The organism is Chroococcidiopsis cubana SAG 39.79 (assembly GCF_003991895.1).
In the GTDB taxonomy this organism is placed as follows: Bacteria; Cyanobacteriota; Cyanobacteriia; order Cyanobacteriales; family Chroococcidiopsidaceae; genus Chroococcidiopsis; species Chroococcidiopsis thermalis.
This window is the reverse complement of record NZ_RSCK01000020.1, coordinates 70,791-87,382: the sequence shown is the minus strand read 5'-3', so window position 1 is coordinate 87,382 and position 16,592 is coordinate 70,791. Positions and strand designations below refer to the sequence as shown.

The following is a 16,592-nucleotide window of genomic DNA, read 5'->3' as shown; positions in this document are numbered from 1 at the left end:
TCGCTGATAACTTTGTAGAGACGTTACATGTAACGTCTCTACACTGATAACTGATAACTGACAACTGATTTTCTAGCGCCTCGATTGGAGATGCATCCTTGAAAACACTCATTCATCATACTGCTGCAATCCATCCAGGAGCAGAACTACACCCGACCGTAGAGGTAGGTCCCTACGCGGTTATTGGTCGGGAAGTCAAAGTTGGTCCCGAAACTACCATTGGCGCTCATGTTGTGTTGGAGGGACCAACAGAAATTGGGGCGAGAAATCAAATTTTTCCGGGAGCGGCAATTGGGCTAGAACCACAAGACCTTAAGTACGATGGCGGTTCCTCAATGGTAAAAATTGGCGACGGCAATCGTATCCGCGAGTACGTCACCATCAACCGCGCCACTCGTACCGGAGAAGCCACGATTATAGGTAACAATAACTTATTAATGGCTTATGCTCATGTAGGTCATAACTGTATCATTGAAGACTCTGTGACGATCGCCAATGGTGTGGCTCTAGCCGGACACATCCACATTGAATCACGCGCCACAATCAGCGGCGTTTTGGGCGTACATCAATTCGTGCATATCGGAAAACTAGCAATGGTGGGTGGTATGAGTCGTATCGCTAGGGACGTGCCACCCTATATGTTAATTGAAGGCAATCCAGCACGAGTGCGATCGCTCAACATTGTAGGAATTAGACGCGCCGGTATTGCCCAAGCAGAACAAGGGCAGGTCTATCGTTCCTTGAAAAAAGCTTTTCGCATTCTCTATCGTTCCGATCTCACTCTCAGTCAAGCTTTGGAACAATTAGAGCTAATTGCAGATAACGAACACGTACAGCATCTGTTGCAATTTCTGCGGATGTCCCAGGTTAAACCCAGGCGCGGTTCCATTCCTGGGCGACAATTGCCTAACAGTGACGAGGAAATATGTTAGGCAAAGTCAAAAGTCAAAAGTCAAAAGTCAAAAGTTAAAACACAATTGACAACTAACAACCAACAACTTATCAAATGACAAATGACGAATGACAAATGACTACAGAATTTTCATTAGTACGGGCGAAGTTTCGGGCGATCTTCAAGGAGCTTTACTTGTAGAAGCATTGCACCGTCAAAGCCGCGATCGCAATCTGCCTCTGGAAATTGTTGCCTTGGGAGGCGATCGCATGGCAGCATCTGGCGCTCGTCTTTTGGCTAATACTGCTAGCATTGGCTCTGTTGGTACTGTCTGGGAAGCAATTCCATTTGTCTTACCTACCCTCAAAATTCAAAGTCAAACTAAACAATATCTCCAACAACATCCCCCCGATCTTGTCGTACTCATAGACTATGCCGGACCCAATTTGGCTTTAGGCAGCTACATCCGGCGAACTTTTCCCCAAGTTCCAATCGTGTATTTTATTGCTCCCCAAATGTGGGTTTGGTGGTCTAATCGGAGAGAAATCGATCGCTTAGTCAAGATGACGGATCGGTTGTTGGCAATATTTCCCGCAGAAGCCAGTTATTTTGAACGCTTGGGCGTGTCAGTTACTTGGGTAGGGCATCCTCTACTCGATCGCGTGCAGGCAGCACCTAGTCGCGAAGTAGCAAGGGCTAAGCTAGGTATTGCACCAGAGGCTTTGAGCGTAGCATTAATTCCTGCCTCTCGTCACCAAGAATTAAAATATCTGCTGCCAGCAATGTTTCAAGCAGCAAAAGCAATTCAGGCAAAACTACCACAAGTAAGTTTTTGGATTCCCCTATCTTTAGAAATCTATCGCCAACCGATCGCCCAAGCAGTAAAAGATTACGGCTTACAAGCAACTATACTTTCCGGTCAAACTTTAGAGGCGATCGCGGCAGCTGATTTAGCAATTACTAAATCTGGTACGGTCAATCTAGAAATTGCCTTGTTAGACGTGCCGCAAGTCGTAATTTATCGCGTCAGTCAATTTACAGCGTGGATTGCCCGCCATCTCCTCAAAATTAACTTACCCTTGATTTCGCCACCGAACTTAGTTGTCGATCGCGAGATCGTCCCAGAGTTACTTCAAGATCGAGCCACACCGGAAAATATTACCCAACAAGCTTTAGAATTGCTGCTCAACCCAACTCGTCGCCAGCAAGTTTTAACAGACTATCAGCAAATGCGATCGCTTCTAGGAGAAACAGGCGTAGGCGATCGTGCTGCTACAGAGATATGGCAAATATTGTTAGCTAGAAGTCGGGAGTCGGGAGTCGGGTGAGTGGCTAGTGGCTGGTGGCTGGTGGCTAGATGGTTCTGACTTGTGACTTGTCCCCACACCCTTTTCTTCGCTACTCGCGACTCACTTTCTACTCATATCTAGCTGATTGTGCCAGAATCGGTGGCGATAAGGTCAGGAGTTACGCACAAGAAAATCTGAGATCTCGATCTCCCCTGGTTCCCCCCTTAAAAAGGGGACTTTAAGCCCCTTTTTTAAGGGGTTTGGGGGATCGACTGCGTAAGTCCTAGAAGGTATTGGCGATCGGTGAAAGCAAGAAAGTTTATGGTTTATGGCTATGACTGGCGATCCTGAAATGTTGCTAGAAGCAACAAAAACAGCACTGCAACAAGAAGACTATCAAGGGGCGATCGCTCATTTAGAAATCCTCTGTCAGACAGAAAATATTTCCATCGCCGAGCAACAAACTCAGCCAGCAACTTCTAGTAGCAATATCAAATACCTGCTCTCCCTTTGCCGACTCTTAGCGCAAAGCAGCAATCTCCAAATCGAAGAGCTGAGGGAGTTTCTAAGCAGAAGAGCAGAGGAGACTATGAAATTAGGAGCAGAGGGAGCAATTCTAGCCACCAGCCACCAGTCACCAGCCACTTTTCTCCAATTCAAGCAAGCACCAAGAGCGCAACGCTGGCAGCCATTACCAACTATTAATTTGATGCCATTTTGGTTGTTACAGTGCGGTAGCGCGATCGCTCTATTTTGGTCGATCCAACAACTCATTGAGTTGGCGATGGGATTGACTAACGATTTATTGGTAAAACTCCCCTATTTAGAACCGTTTCAGCCGTTCTATCACGACCATACTACCAAGATCGTATTCGTATTGGTGCTGTTGCTAGCCCTATCCCCTTGGTTGATAGATGGATTACTAAGATGGTGGCACGGGCTTCAACACCTATCTCTGGAAACTTTGGAAATTTCTAGCCCAGAAGCTAGCAGGCTGCTACAGCGCTCTTGTCGCCAGCACCACTATCATTTACCTCAGTTGCGCGTGCTACCTACAGCCGTGCCGCTTATTTTCACTTATGGCAACCTGCGCCGCACGGCAAGAATAGTCGTAAGTCAAGGTCTGCTAGAGCAACTCGCAGATGATGAAATTGCCGCTATCTATGCAACACAATTAGGGCAGATAGCTAATTGGGATTTTATCGTTTTATCTCTATTTTTATTAGTTACTCAGTTACCCTACATAACCTATTCCCAGTTATCGCAGTGGGGCAACAAGATATCGAATAAAACTCTCCAAGCCTTTATCGCGATCGCCGCTAACTTTGCTTATGGACTTTGGTTGCTTCTGCGTTTACCAGCGTTTTGGCTCTCTCAGTTACGCATATACTACAGCGATCGCCATGCCGCAGAATTAACTGGCAATCCTAACGCCCTCAGTCGCGCCATACTCAAAATTGCCCGTGGTGTGGCTCAAGATATTCAACAGCAAGGACATACCAGTTGGTTGCTAGAAGGTTGGGACTTACTCACAATTATCAGTTACAAACAAGCGATCGCCCTGAGCAACCTACATTCATTACCCGAATTAGAAGTAGCTTTAGCCTGGGACTGCACGAATCCTTTGCGCTACTGGCTTAGCATCAACCAAGCTCATCCCTCAATGGGCGATCGCCTCCAACGGCTGAATCAAATTGCCCACTTTTGGCGCTTGGATACTGAATTAAATTTACGAATGAGTCGGGAATCGGGAGTCGGGAGTCGTTGGGGGATTAGGGGGAACTCGGGGACCCCACGACCGAAGGGAGTGGGGATTAGGGGGAACTCGGGGACCCCACGACCGAAGGGAGTGGGGATTAGGGGGAACTCGGGGGACAAGGAAGCTAGAGGAGAACGATCGCGCACCACACCCCACACCCTTCTTTCTTCACGACTCGCTATTATTACAAGTTTCTCCTTACTTAGGAGTTCTCCTCGGTGCTGCTTTTAGCAGTTTTATGTGGCTGATTGGATGGCTCGGCGGTTACTGGTTGGGTAATCCTTACTTAGCTTGGATGTGGGGTGATTGGTGGATCGTGCGCGGTAGCTTGGCGATTGGCTTGAGCCTCGGTATTTTTCTGCGGCTAAATGCTTTATTTCCAGAAACAAAGTCTACCAGCTTGCTAAATCGTCCCAATCTTGCCGAGCTGTTGTCTAATCCCGATTTATTACCAGTTGTCCCGCAGCCTCTCCGCCTCCAAGGTAAGTTGTTAGGACGGCGCGGTATTGGCAACTGGTTCGGACAAGATTTACTGCTGCATTTACCAACTGGCTTAGTCAAGCTGCATCATGCTTCTTGGCTGGGACCCCTCGGCTGTCTTTTGCTTAGACCCTCTACCGACCCTACCGATTTAATTGGAAGGCATGTTATCTTAACAGGCTGGTTCCGCCGTGGGGCTACGGCTTGGATCGATATTGAAATTTTACGAACTCAAGCCGGTAAAACCAGTACCAGCAGCCATCAGGGTTGGTCGATCGCACTGGCGATTGCCGCTACAATTTGGGGCGTGTACGTGATTGTAAAGGGAGGCAGTTATTAATTATCAGTTATCAGTTATCAGAGAGCAGGGAGCAGAGGAGAATAACAACCAATTACCGATTACCAACTACCAATTACCAACCAATAATGTAAAGATTAATTGCAAAATCCTAGTCGTTTATGTTACATTTATTTACATAAACAACTAAAGTTCAGATCTAGCTGCAAGTTAAAGCGACCTAACGTCTTACGCTTCGGTTAGTTTGGGTCAGGTTTTTCTCCTTCCAACACAGCAACAGCCAGACCAGCCACAGGCTGGTTTTTATTTCAGGAGTTAGTGAGACAGGTATCGCATTTCTGTACTCAATAGCCCGCTCCGAAGTTAAAAAACTGACAATAAGCACAAATCTATTTTGAAAACAATATCTATAGTGTCAACCGTGATATTTTAGAAGATGGTGTCAACTTTCCAGGCGATCGGAAATATCATCAGGAGTCAAACGCCGTTGCGATCTAACCGCCAAAACTGCGCAGTCAAGCTTTTAGATCGTACCGTAGCATGATAAACTTATCAGTCTTTGCCAATACAATGAATTGGATTTTAGAAGTTGACAGTTTAAGGCAAAAGTTAGTTGGCGACGGTTTGCGGCGATTCTTGCCACTATTCACCTCACCCTCCTGTCAGAAATTTTGTTAACAACCTTAATTGCATCCAAGTTGAGAGGTACATTTCATGCCAGTCCGTTTATACATTGGTAATTTGCCAAAAGATGAAGTCGATCGGCAAGAGTTGCAAGCAGTTTTTGCTGATGCGGGTAGTAACGTGACTACAAAAGTCATTAAAGACCGCAAGACCGGAAAGTGCCGTGGTTTTGGTTTTGTTACTGTCAATAATGACGAGCAAGCAGACGAAATCATCGAGAAATATAACGGCTATATGTTTAAGGAAACGCCACTGAAGATTGAGAAGGCGTTGCCTCGTAACAAAGGTCAAGAAGAGGAAGACCAAGCCCCTGTTGCTAGTAGTGCTAATACTGGAGATGCTCCTGTTAGTAGCAACGCAGAAAAAAGCGGTGGCAATAAGCGTAGTGGGAAAAAACCTCGTCGTGGTGGTTCTGCCGGAACTTCTACAGGCTCGTCTGATGCTGAGGGAATTCGTCCCGATCCTCGTTGGGCTTCTGAACTAGAAAAGCTGAAACAGATGTTGGCAGCTCAAACTACTAATGGATAGGCATCTGATTGAGGGTTAGGTGTTGGGAGTCAAGGATTGTTTGCAATTAGCGGTTGACGATTAGCGAATAGTTGTTGTCAGCTGTTTCTCATCTGCACTCCTACTCTCCCCCTATACTCTCTGAGTGGGCGTTCTAGTTGTTAGAGTGACTGCGACATGAACTCAGCCTTGCCTCAGAATCTTCTGGGAAAAAATGTGCTAAGCGATCGCTCTAGAGGCATATGGAAAAAGTCGGATATTGAATGTATTCAATTAAATTTTTAAATATTATATAGAAAATAAACTTATACGTTAAGTCAAAAATTATACAAAATCAACCGGAAGTTTTGCTCGTATACTTAGTTGTTTTTATACTTAACTTTCATAGAAAACTTGCTCGTAAGTTAACTCTTGCCAACAATAACTAATTGAAGCTGTGCTTTAGGTAAAGAGAACTTGCAGCGATGCAACCTTTCTTAAATATTTTTTGACATACCTAACTGTCATCAATAAAAAGTAACAGTAGAAATCTATCTTTTGGCGCGGATAATCCCTAAGGAAGATTTGTATGCATGGCAATTCATCCACCTAGAGGATGCGATCGCGTGTGGTATTGTGTAAATTAAACTTAATAAACTTTAGGGGTAAAGACAGAAGCCTTTGTAAAGTCTCCTTACATTCACCCCTGTTACGGTGCAAATTCAATAGCCACAAAGCTATGAACAACAAAAATCAAAAGCGAATTGCCCTAATTTCAGTCCACGGCGACCCTGCGATTGAGATTGGGAAAGAAGAAGCTGGAGGGCAGAACGTTTATGTCCGCCAAGTGGGTGAAGCATTGGGTAAACTGGGATGGCAGGTTGATATGTTTACCCGCAAAGCTAGCGCCGAACAAGCAAAGATTGTCGAACATAGCGAGAATTGTCGGACAATTCGCTTAACCGCTGGTCCTGAGGAATTCGTTCCGAGGGACAATATTTTTGGTTATGCCTCGGAGTTTGTCGAAGCATTCCTCCAGTATCAACAGCAAACTGGTTATCGATATCCTCTAGTGCATACCAACTACTGGATTTCTAGCTGGGTGGGCATGGAATTGAAGAAAGCCCAATCCATCAAACAAGTCCATACATATCACTCTTTAGGCGCAATTAAATATAAGTCGGTTGCAACCGTACCACTGATTGCCTCGAAGCGGTTGGAAGTCGAAAAAAGGGTACTAGAAACAGCAGAGCGGATTGTTGCCACTAGCCCGCAAGAAAAAGAACACATGCGATCGCACGTCTCTACCAAAGGTAATATTGACATTATTCCTTGCGGTACAGATATTCATCGCTTTGGCGCGATCGACAGCAAAATTGCCAGACAACAGCTAGGAATTCCCCCAGAAAGCAAAGTTGTCTTTTATGTCGGACGATTTGACGAGCGCAAGGGAATTGAAACTTTAGTGCGAGCAGTTGCCCAGTTGCAATTGCGCGGCAAAGAAGACATCAAACTGATTATCGGTGGTGGTAGCCGCCCAGGACAAAGCGATGGCATCGAGCGCGATCGCATTGAAGGTATTGTCAAAGAATTAGGGATGAGCGATTTTACCTCCTTCCCCGGACGGCTAGGCGATGTCGATCTACCTGTTTATTACGCCGCTGCCGATGTTTGTGTCGTTCCCAGTCACTACGAACCATTTGGTCTAGTTGCCATTGAAGCAATGGCAAGCGGTACGCCAGTGGTGGCTAGCGATGTCGGCGGATTGCAATTTACTGTCGTCCCAGAAGAGACAGGTTTACTCGCTCCACCTAAAGATGATGCAGCCTTTGCTGTTGCTATTGACCGAATCTTGAGCGATACTGCCTTCCGAAATCGCCTCGGCTCATCAGCAAGACAACGGGTAGAAGATATGTTTAGTTGGGAAGGAGTCGCCAAACAACTAGGCGAGCTTTACACCAAACTGATGACAGAAACATCAACCGTCGTACCCACGAAGAAAAAAGCTATTAGCGCGTAATGAGTGGTGCGTGGTGAGTGGTGAGTGGTGAGTGGATGATTTCCTTGCCAATTGCCACTCGTCACTCTTTTCCTACTCCCTGCTCCCTGCTCCCTGCTCCCTATTCACAGCAACCCGAGGCAGACGGTGCTTAAAGCCGCAGAGGATTTCCCAAGAAATTGTTTTTAAGACTGCTGCCCAATCATCAGCAGTAATTTGTTCTTTACCTTCTTGTCCGAGGAGAGTGACAACTTCTCCAACTGCTACATCTGGAATTGCCGTCACATCTAGCATTAACTGATCCATAGTAATAGCACCAATTTGGGGGATGCGCCGACCGCAAATCAGAGCCTCCATGCGGTTAGAGAGATTGCGCGGTACGCCATCAGCATAACCAATTCCCACCACAGCCAAGCGGAGTTCGCGATCGCTGACAAAATGATGTCCGTAGCTCACGCCTGTATTGGGGGGGATAGTTTTTACTTGCGTAATTCGCGCTTTGACTTGCAGTACGGGTTTCAACCGGACAGAACTGCTGAGATGAGCTGCTGGGTAGAGTCCATACATTGCTAACCCCACACGTACCAAATCGTAATGTAGATCGGGGCTAGTCAAAGTAGCAGCTGAGTTGGCTAAATGCAGCAATGGAAGAGACATACTAGCTGCTTGAACCTGTGCGATCGCCGTTTCAAATCGCTGCTGTTGTTGCTGCATTATCCTGCGGTCTGGGTTTTCTGCCGTTGCCAGGTGAGAATAAATACTAGCGATTTGCAAATGCGGTAAAGAATGGACTAGCTGCACGAACTCTGTTGCTTGTTCCCACAGGGGTCCAAGGCGAGACATTCCCGTATCGAGTTTGACATGAACTGGTAAATTACCACCCGTAGTCGCAGCCAAAGTTTCAGAGAAGACCAAAGCTTGTTTGGGGTCGCACAGCGTCGGTTGAAGTTGCCAGTGGGCGATCGCCTTTAGTTGTTCCGGCGTATGCGTTGCACCTAAAATCAAAATCGGCGCGTCAATTCCTGCTTGGCGCAGTTCAATTCCTTCCGGTATGGTTGCCACACCCAACCAATTTGCTCCAGCACTTAAAGCTGTACGTGCCACCGTCACCGCTCCATGACCGTAAGCATCTGCCTTCACAACTGCCATTAACGCTGTTTTAGCCGCTAGCAAGCCCTTGAGTTGCCGCACGTTATGGGCTAAAGCACCTAAATTGATTTCCACCCAGGCTCTTTGACGCAATCCACCCACGACATCATTACTAAAAACCGTCTTCTCACTCTGCTCCTGACTCAGCATCCCCACTCCTCTTGTTTTCAGTGACCAGTTACCAGTTATCAGTTATCAGTTGTCAGTGTAGAGACGTTACATGTAACGTCTGTACAAAGTTATCAGTTATCAATGACTAGTGGCTGGTAGCTGGTGGAACCAGAATTAGCCCCCTTGTCCCCCTTGTCTCCCTTGTCCCCCTTGTCTCCCTTGTCCCCCTTGTCTCCCTTGTCTCTTTCCACGCACCACGCACCACTCACCACTTAATTAATGACAAATGACGCAAATATGAGTAATTATGTTAATATCTTGTAAAAAAGTTGGCTGCTGCGATACTCAATGGCTAAGGTATTAGTCCTGAACGCCTCTTACGAGCCGATTAACATCACGAGCTGGCGACGGGCAATTGTATTGCTAATTAAAGGCAAAGCGGAGCAAGTCGAACACAACGGCAAAGTCATTTACGCCGAGTTTCCCTTGCCGACTGTCATCCGCCTGCGTCACTACGTTCGCGTCCCTTACAAAGAAATTCCCCTTACCAGACGTAATATCCTCCATCGAGACAGTCACAGTTGTCAATACTGCGGCTACATCGGGGAGGATTTAACGTTAGATCACGTTCTACCGCGATCGCGTGGCGGGATGGATACTTGGGAAAACATCGTTACTGCGTGCGTCCGCTGCAACGTCAAGAAAGGCAGTCGCACTCCATCCGAGGCACACATGCATCTGCGCCATCCGCCGCGCAAGCCCTACAGCAGCCTCTACTTTGAAGTCACCAAGCATCTCAAGAGCGGTCTGCATGATGAGTGGCAAAAGTATGTCATCGGTCTTTAATCGACCTCTGGCTGAATAGTTGCTATAGAGCTATGATGAGAAATAGAATTTGTATTTCATCCCAGCGCCGGATTGAGTAGCATAACCGTTGATGCCTAAAATAATTGCAGTAAAAAATTGCAGTCACTGTGCGATGAGGCTGATACAGTTTATCGAGTAATAGTAACATTTTTGACCACAATTTTCGCTTCACACGCATACGATAGTATTTATGCCCTTGAACTCGTTCAAGCAGCTTAATAGTCTGCCTTCCACTTCCAATAGCGAGCCTTCTGTTGAAGAAGTTGAGATAGATATGGGATCTGCGGTCGCAACCCAAGAACCATCTCTCGCTCCCTTGTCCGGCGATTCTGGGACTCAACCAGTTGGACGCAACAACAATGGTTCTTCCACCACGTCAAAAGTGGAAGCATTGCGGCAAGTTTTAGAGCGACATCAGCACGAACGACATTTAGTCTTATTGCAAGACTTCCCCGACCCCGATGCTCTTTCGTCGGCGTGGGCGTACCAACTCATCGCGCAGCAATATGATTTGCAGTGCGACATCGTTTATGCCGGAACCCTGAGCCATCAAGAGAATATTGCTTTAGTCAAACTAACGGGACTACCAGCGCAGCGCCTACCAGTTCAAACAGCTAAAAGCAAAGACTTATCTGGTTATAAAGGTTACGTGCTAGTTGACAACCAAGGGACGACAAGTCAACTACTCTCGCTCGTTTTAGAAGCAGGTTTGCCACTCATATCGGTCATTGACCATCACAGCCTGCAAGGAGAACTCAAGCCAGAGTTTGCCGATATTCGTCCCAACGTTCGCGCCACAGCCACAATTTTGACCCAGTACTTGCAAACAGGGTTACTGGTACTCGATAGTAGCGTCGGACAACACGTCAAATGCGCCACTGCCTTGATGCACGGCTTGCGTTCCGACACCAGCAGCTTAATGCAAGCACAAGAAGAGGATTTTCAGGCAGCAGGCTTTTTGAGTCGATTTTACGATTACCAATTGCTCAAAGCCGTATTGCAGACCAATCGCTCCAAACGGGTGATGGATGTGATCGAGCGATCGCTGAAAAATCGTATAGTTCAAAATAACTTTTCTATTGCAGGTGTGGGATACCTACGTTATGACGACCGCGATGCTATTCCTCAAGCAGCTGACTTTTTAGTCACAGAAGAAAACGTCCACACGGCTGTCGTTTATGGTATTGTTCACGACGAAGATGAAGAACTAGAAGTTGTCATCGGGTCGCTACGTACCACCAAACTCACCCTAGACCCCGACGAATTTCTCAAAGAAGCTTTCGGACAAGACAATCAAGGACGCTTCTTCGGCGGCGGACGTAGCGGCGCGGGTGGCTTTGAAATTCCGATGGGCTTCTTATCTGGCAGTAATGAAATTTCTGCGTACGCCAAAATGAAATGGGAAGTCTTCGACGCTCAAATCAAGCAGAAGCTTCAACGACTGGTCAACCCACAAGATAGTCCGATTCAGACTGAATAGGGGCTTTTTCAGTGACCAGTGACCAGTGACCAGTGACCAGTGACCAATTCCATAATCCAAAATCTAAAATCGTATTATGGAATTGTATTTAATCCGTCACGGTATTGCTGAAGAAAGAAGTCCCGATGTGGAGGATGAAAAACGGGAATTGACAGCCAAAGGGCGGGAAAAAACCCAACAAATAGCAAAACGCCTCTACGAACTCGGCTTGCGATTTGAGCTAATTTTGACCAGTCCTCTCGCTAGAGCAAGGCAAACGGCAGAAATCTTGCAAACTTGTGGATTGAGTTCTCAAATTAAAGAATCTAGCCACCTGTCTCCAGAAGGAGATTTTCGTCTGTGGTTAAGCTGGCTAGAACAAAAGCAAATGCTGGCTACTGATACTCAACTAGCTTTAGTCGGTCACGAACCAGATTTGGGACAATGGGCAGAAATGCTGATTTGGGGAAAACTCAAACAAGAGTTAGCATTTGCTGAAAATTCTCTGGATGATGACTCTGCTGCCCTAGTTCTGAAAAAAGCAGGTATCATTGGTATTAACTTACCAAAAGTCAACTCTCCCGTGGGTCGAAGCCAACTGTTTTGGCTAGCTCCACCGAAGTTTCTGCTCTAGATAGCATATAATTCTGGTAAAACTAACTACACAAGGCAAGTTTTTGGTAAGTTAGCTTGAGTATTGTCTTTTCTATGCAGCCAGTGTAGCTATGTCCGTTTGCGAATTTAGACCAGGTCTAGAAGGCATCCCTGCCGCCCAATCCGGTATCAGCTTTGTCAACGGACAACAAGGGATACTGGAGTATCGCGGCATCCGCATCGAAGAGTTAGCCGAAAAAAGTAACTTTTTAGAAACTGCCTACCTCTTAATTTGGGGTGAACTTCCAACTCAGCAAGAGTTAGAGGAATTCGAGCATGAGGTGAGACATCATCGGCGAATTAAGTATCGCATTCGGGATATGATGAAAAGCTTTCCTGAAAGCGGTCATCCGATGGATGCACTACAAGCCTCAGCAGCGGCATTAGGCTTGTTTTATTCTAAACGCGACTTAGAGAACCCCGTATATGTCAGAGATGCCGTCGTGCGGCTACTAGCAACAGTACCGACGATGATCGCAGCGTTTCAGTTGATGCGGAATGGCAACGACCCCGTGCGCCCCCATGACGGCTTGGATTACTCCGCAAACTTTCTCTACATGCTCAACGAACGGGAACCAGACCCATTAGCTGCACGGATCTTTGATGTTTGCTTAATTCTCCATGCCGAACATACGATGAACGCTTCCACGTTTTCGGCACGGGTAACGGCTTCAACGCTAACCGATCCTTACGCTGTAGTCGCTTCAGCAGTTGGTACTCTCGGCGGACCGCTACATGGAGGAGCCAATGAGGAAGTGATTACGATGCTAGAAGAAATTGGCTCGGTAGAAAATGTCCGTCCTTACTTAGAGGACTGTATGCAGCGCAAAGCTAAGATCATGGGCTTCGGTCATCGAGTCTACAAGGTGAAAGACCCGCGAGCAACCATTTTACAAAAATTGGCAGAGCAGTTATTTGAAAAATTCGGCTACGACAAATACTATGACATCGCCGTAGAGTTAGAACATGCCGTAGCAGAAAAACTGGGCGGGAAAGGCATCTATCCTAACGTTGACTTTTACTCTGGCTTGGTATATAGAAAGATGGGTATCCCTACGGACTTATTTACGCCCGTATTTGCGATCGCCCGCGTAGCAGGTTGGCTAGCTCACTGGAAAGAACAGCTCGTCCAAAACCGTATTTATCGCCCCACCCAAGTCTACAACGGTCATCACGATGTCTCCTATACTCCAGTTCATTTGAGACAGTGAGTCGTGAGGAGTGACTAATGGCTAGTGACTGGTGAGTAGACATAAAAAGCTGACTCTGCTAGCCACCAGCCACCAGCCACTATCTACTCACCAATTACCTAACTATAGACAAACCTCGAATACAAGTATAAGTACAACTTCTCAAGTACTCTGCTTTGCTGTGAGCCAGCGAACGATATACTAGGCAGTGGAATGTTAAAAAAATCTTCATGAAGAGGAGTAAAGAGTGAGGAATGAGTTTAGTGTTTGCACTACTCGCTACTCACTACTCGCTACTCACTACTCACTACTCACTACTCACTGCTTACTTCTTACCAAGTGCAAAGCATGAATTCAGGAATAGACCTGCAAGGTACTTTTATTGAAACCCTAATGGATTTGGGACTACCTGCGGATGTAGCCAAAGTCATATGGATGCCACTGCCGATGATTTTAATGATTATTGGCTCGACAGTGGGGGTGTTGGTATGCGTGTGGTTGGAGCGGAAAATTTCTGCTGCCGCGCAACAGCGAATTGGTCCTGAATATATCGGTCCATTTGGTTTACTAGCTCCTGTAGCTGACGGTTTGAAACTAGTCTTCAAGGAAGATGTGGTTCCAGCCAAATCAGATTCGCTACTATTTACCCTCGGACCCATCATTGTTGTCATTCCCGTGTTTCTGTCTTATTTAATCGTGCCGTTCGGACAGAACTTGGTAATTACTAATGTAGGGATGGGAGTTTTCTTATGGATTTCATTGTCGAGCATTCAGCCGATTGGTTTGCTGATGGCAGGCTATTCTTCCAATAACAAATACTCCCTACTCGGAGGCTTACGAGCAGCAGCGCAGTCAATTAGCTACGAAGTTCCCCTTGCTCTATCAGTGCTGGCGGTTGTCATGATGTCTAACAGCCTTAGCACCATCGACATTGTGGAACAGCAATCGGGCTACGGCATTTTAGGCTGGAACGTATGGCGACAGCCGCTTGGTTTTGTCATTTTCTGGATTGCAGCTTTAGCAGAATGCGAACGGATGCCCTTTGACTTACCAGAAGCAGAAGAAGAACTGGTGGCGGGATATCAAACCGAATACGCTGGCATGAAATTCGGTCTTTTCTACTTGGGTTCCTATGTTAACCTCGTCCTTTCTGCCTTAATGGTAGCTATTTTATACCTCGGTGGCTGGGAATTTCCCATTCCCCTAGACATTCTTGCTGATTGGGTAGGAGTGAGCAGAGATAGCTCTTGGTTGCAAGTCGTAGATGCTGCTTTAGGCATCACGATGACACTACTCAAAGCTTATTTCCTCGTCTTTATTGCCATCCTACTGCGCTGGACAGTGCCCCGCGTGCGGATCGACCAGTTATTAGACTTAGGATGGAAGTTTTTGCTGCCTGTAAGTCTAGTTAATTTACTTTTGACCGCAGCACTGAAGTTAGCTTTTCCCTTTGCCTTCGGCGGGTAATGGGTAATGGGTAATTGGCGATCGGCTACCAATTACCAACTACCAATTACCAATTGCCTATGACCTTAAAAGAGAGAAACACCACAGTACCATGTTGAAATTTCTCAAGCAAATTGGCGATTATGCCAAAGAATCAGTTCAAGCAGCTCGCTATATCGGTCAAGGGCTAGCAGTAACCTTCGACCACATGCAACGGCGACCGATTACAGTTCAGTACCCCTACGAAAGACTGATTCCCTCGGAACGCTTTCGCGGCAGAATTCACTTTGAATTTGATAAGTGTATTGCTTGTGAAGTGTGCGTTCGTGTTTGTCCGATTAACCTACCTGTAGTCGATTGGGAATTTGACAAACCATCGAAAAAGAAAAAACTCAATCACTACAGTATTGATTTTGGCGTTTGTATTTTCTGCGGTAACTGCGTGGAATACTGCCCGACAAACTGTCTATCCATGACAGAAGAATACGACCTCTGTACTTACGATCGCCACGAACTCAACTACGATAACGTAGCTCTAGGTCGCTTACCGTATAAAGTTACCCAAGATCCAATGGTTACGCCACTGCGGGAACTCGTTTACTTGCCCAAAGGCGTACTCGACCCGCACGATCTGCCAGCAGATGCCAAACGAGCTGGTATGCTACCAGAAGAAATTGTCAAGCAAGAAGAACAGACTGCTCAGTAGGTAACGGGTAATAGGTAATGGGTAAGGGAATCAAAAGTCAAAAGCTAAAAGTCAAAAAAGATCGACTTCTAACGACAACCAACTACCAATTACCAATTACCAATTACCAATTACCAATTTGCAAAGGATAAAGAGTTGTGAACATAGCACAAGGGGTACAGATTGTTTCGTTTGGCATCTTAGCAGCGATGATGATTGGGGCAGCCTTGGGAGTGGTGCTGCTGTCCAATATCGTCTACTCTGCTTTTTTATTAGCAGGGGTATTTATCAGTATTGCGGGAATGTACTTGTTGCTGAATGCTGATTTTGTCGCCACGGCTCAGGTGCTGATTTACGTCGGAGCGGTGAACGTACTGATTCTATTCGCGATTATGTTGGTAAACAAGCGCGAGGATTTCGCCCCGCTGCGGAATGCTTGGGTACGCCCGACATTAACTGCGATCGTCAGTTTAGGATTATTCGCGCTGTTAAGTACGATGGTGCTGGCAACGCCTTGGGTATATTCTACTGGCGTGACACCTGGTAATAATTCCATCGTCTCGATTGGACAACATTTCTTCAGCGACTTCTTGCTACCGTTTGAACTGGCTTCAGTTTTGTTATTAATGGCAATGGTAGGGGCAATTATTTTAGCGCGGCGGGAATTTTTGCCAGAACAAATAATTTCGCCTCGTAAAGAACAACCCGTATTGACATTGCCAGAACGTCCGCGCGAACTCATTACCGTGTCGGGCGATCGCACCAGCAGTTTAAGTAAAGACAAGCAAGCCAAAGGCAACTCTTAGATTTAGATACTCGCAAGCCAAGAAATAAATGCAACTCCAGTACTTTCTCATTCTCGCCGCCGCCCTATTTTGTATTGGGATCTACGGCTTGATTACCAGTCGCAACGCCATCCGCGTCTTGATGTCAATTGAATTGTTACTCAATGCCGTAAATTTAAACTTGATGGCATTTTCTAACTTTTTAGATTCACAAGCAATTAAGGGTCAGGTCTTTACTGTATTTGTCATTACCGTTGCTGCGGCTGAAGCAGCTGTAGGATTAGCAATTGTGTTAGCGATTTACCGTAATCGCGACACAATCGATATGGAGCAATTCAATCTACTAAAGTGGTAGTTGA

General features: G+C 46.3%; 16 protein-coding genes. 14 read left to right on the top strand and 2 right to left on the bottom strand.

Annotated features, from left to right (window positions below; translation table 11 throughout):
- Nucleotides 1–98 precede the first annotated feature (98 nt).
- The 6 genes from lpxA to DSM107010_RS14835 all read left to right on the top strand — a co-directional run bounded on the left by lpxA (nt 99) and on the right by DSM107010_RS14835 (nt 7,908).
- On the top strand, nt 99–932 hold the full coding sequence (gene lpxA / locus DSM107010_RS14860) for an acyl-ACP--UDP-N-acetylglucosamine O-acyltransferase (protein ID WP_106168595.1): 834 nt from the start codon (nt 99–101) through the stop codon (nt 930–932).
- Nucleotides 933–1,020: 88 nt separating this feature from the next.
- The gene (gene lpxB / locus DSM107010_RS14855; protein ID WP_106168594.1) at nt 1,021–2,220 is read left to right on the top strand and encodes a lipid-A-disaccharide synthase; all 1,200 of its coding nucleotides are present in this window, start codon (nt 1,021–1,023) and stop codon (nt 2,218–2,220) included.
- Nucleotides 2,221–2,509: 289 nt separating this feature from the next.
- Entirely contained in the window at nt 2,510–4,171 is a 1,662-nt protein-coding gene (locus DSM107010_RS14850; protein WP_127023270.1) for a M48 family metallopeptidase, read from the top strand.
- A 7-nt stretch (nt 4,172–4,178) separates the two neighbouring features.
- Nucleotides 4,179–4,760 (top strand): hypothetical protein, encoded by a 582-nt coding sequence (locus DSM107010_RS14845; protein WP_127023267.1) that lies wholly within the window; start codon nt 4,179–4,181, stop codon nt 4,758–4,760.
- A gap of 672 nt (nt 4,761–5,432) precedes the next feature.
- Nucleotides 5,433–5,930, top strand: a complete 498-nt coding sequence (locus DSM107010_RS14840; protein ID WP_015154302.1) for an RNA recognition motif domain-containing protein — start codon at nt 5,433–5,435, stop codon at nt 5,928–5,930.
- 697 nt (nt 5,931–6,627) lie between these two features.
- Nucleotides 6,628–7,908 carry a glycosyltransferase family 4 protein gene (locus tag DSM107010_RS14835; protein WP_015154301.1) on the top strand — a complete coding sequence of 427 codons (1,281 nt, stop codon included), beginning with the start codon at nt 6,628–6,630 and terminating at the stop codon, nt 7,906–7,908.
- A gap of 72 nt (nt 7,909–7,980) precedes the next feature.
- Here DSM107010_RS14835 and alr read toward each other — a convergent pair whose 3' ends face one another.
- On the bottom strand, nt 7,981–9,186 hold the full coding sequence (gene alr, locus DSM107010_RS14830; protein WP_127023264.1) for an alanine racemase: 1,206 nt from the start codon (nt 9,184–9,186) through the stop codon (nt 7,981–7,983).
- 92 nt (nt 9,187–9,278) lie between these two features.
- Complete coding sequence (locus tag DSM107010_RS38445; protein ID WP_206751827.1) at nt 9,279–9,419, bottom strand: hypothetical protein; 141 nt, start codon at nt 9,417–9,419, stop codon at nt 9,279–9,281.
- Nucleotides 9,420–9,495: 76 nt separating this feature from the next.
- Here DSM107010_RS38445 and DSM107010_RS14825 point away from each other — a divergent pair, with 76 nt between their 5' ends.
- The 8 genes from DSM107010_RS14825 to nuoK all read left to right on the top strand — a co-directional run bounded on the left by DSM107010_RS14825 (nt 9,496) and on the right by nuoK (nt 16,588).
- On the top strand, nt 9,496–9,993 hold the full coding sequence (locus DSM107010_RS14825; protein ID WP_015154299.1) for an HNH endonuclease: 498 nt from the start codon (nt 9,496–9,498) through the stop codon (nt 9,991–9,993).
- Between the two features lie 211 nt (nt 9,994–10,204).
- Entirely contained in the window at nt 10,205–11,494 is a 1,290-nt protein-coding gene (locus tag DSM107010_RS14820) for a DHH family phosphoesterase (RefSeq protein WP_106168797.1), read from the top strand.
- Between the two features lie 76 nt (nt 11,495–11,570).
- Entirely contained in the window at nt 11,571–12,107 is a 537-nt protein-coding gene (gene sixA / locus DSM107010_RS14815; RefSeq protein WP_106168798.1) for a phosphohistidine phosphatase SixA, read from the top strand.
- A 91-nt stretch (nt 12,108–12,198) separates the two neighbouring features.
- Nucleotides 12,199–13,338, top strand: coding sequence for a citrate synthase (locus DSM107010_RS14810; protein WP_015154295.1), 1,140 nt, complete (start codon nt 12,199–12,201; stop codon nt 13,336–13,338).
- Between the two features lie 327 nt (nt 13,339–13,665).
- Entirely contained in the window at nt 13,666–14,784 is a 1,119-nt protein-coding gene (gene nuoH, locus DSM107010_RS14805; RefSeq protein ID WP_015154294.1) for an NADH-quinone oxidoreductase subunit NuoH, read from the top strand.
- 91 nt (nt 14,785–14,875) lie between these two features.
- Nucleotides 14,876–15,469: an NAD(P)H-quinone oxidoreductase subunit I gene (ndhI, locus tag DSM107010_RS14800; protein WP_015154293.1), complete on the top strand. Its 594-nt coding sequence runs from the start codon at nt 14,876–14,878 to the stop codon at nt 15,467–15,469.
- Nucleotides 15,470–15,606: 137 nt separating this feature from the next.
- Nucleotides 15,607–16,254, top strand: coding sequence for an NADH-quinone oxidoreductase subunit J (locus DSM107010_RS14795; protein ID WP_106168799.1), 648 nt, complete (start codon nt 15,607–15,609; stop codon nt 16,252–16,254).
- Nucleotides 16,255–16,282: 28 nt separating this feature from the next.
- Entirely contained in the window at nt 16,283–16,588 is a 306-nt protein-coding gene (gene nuoK / locus DSM107010_RS14790; protein ID WP_015154291.1) for an NADH-quinone oxidoreductase subunit NuoK, read from the top strand.
- Nucleotides 16,589–16,592: the final 4 nt, after the last annotated feature.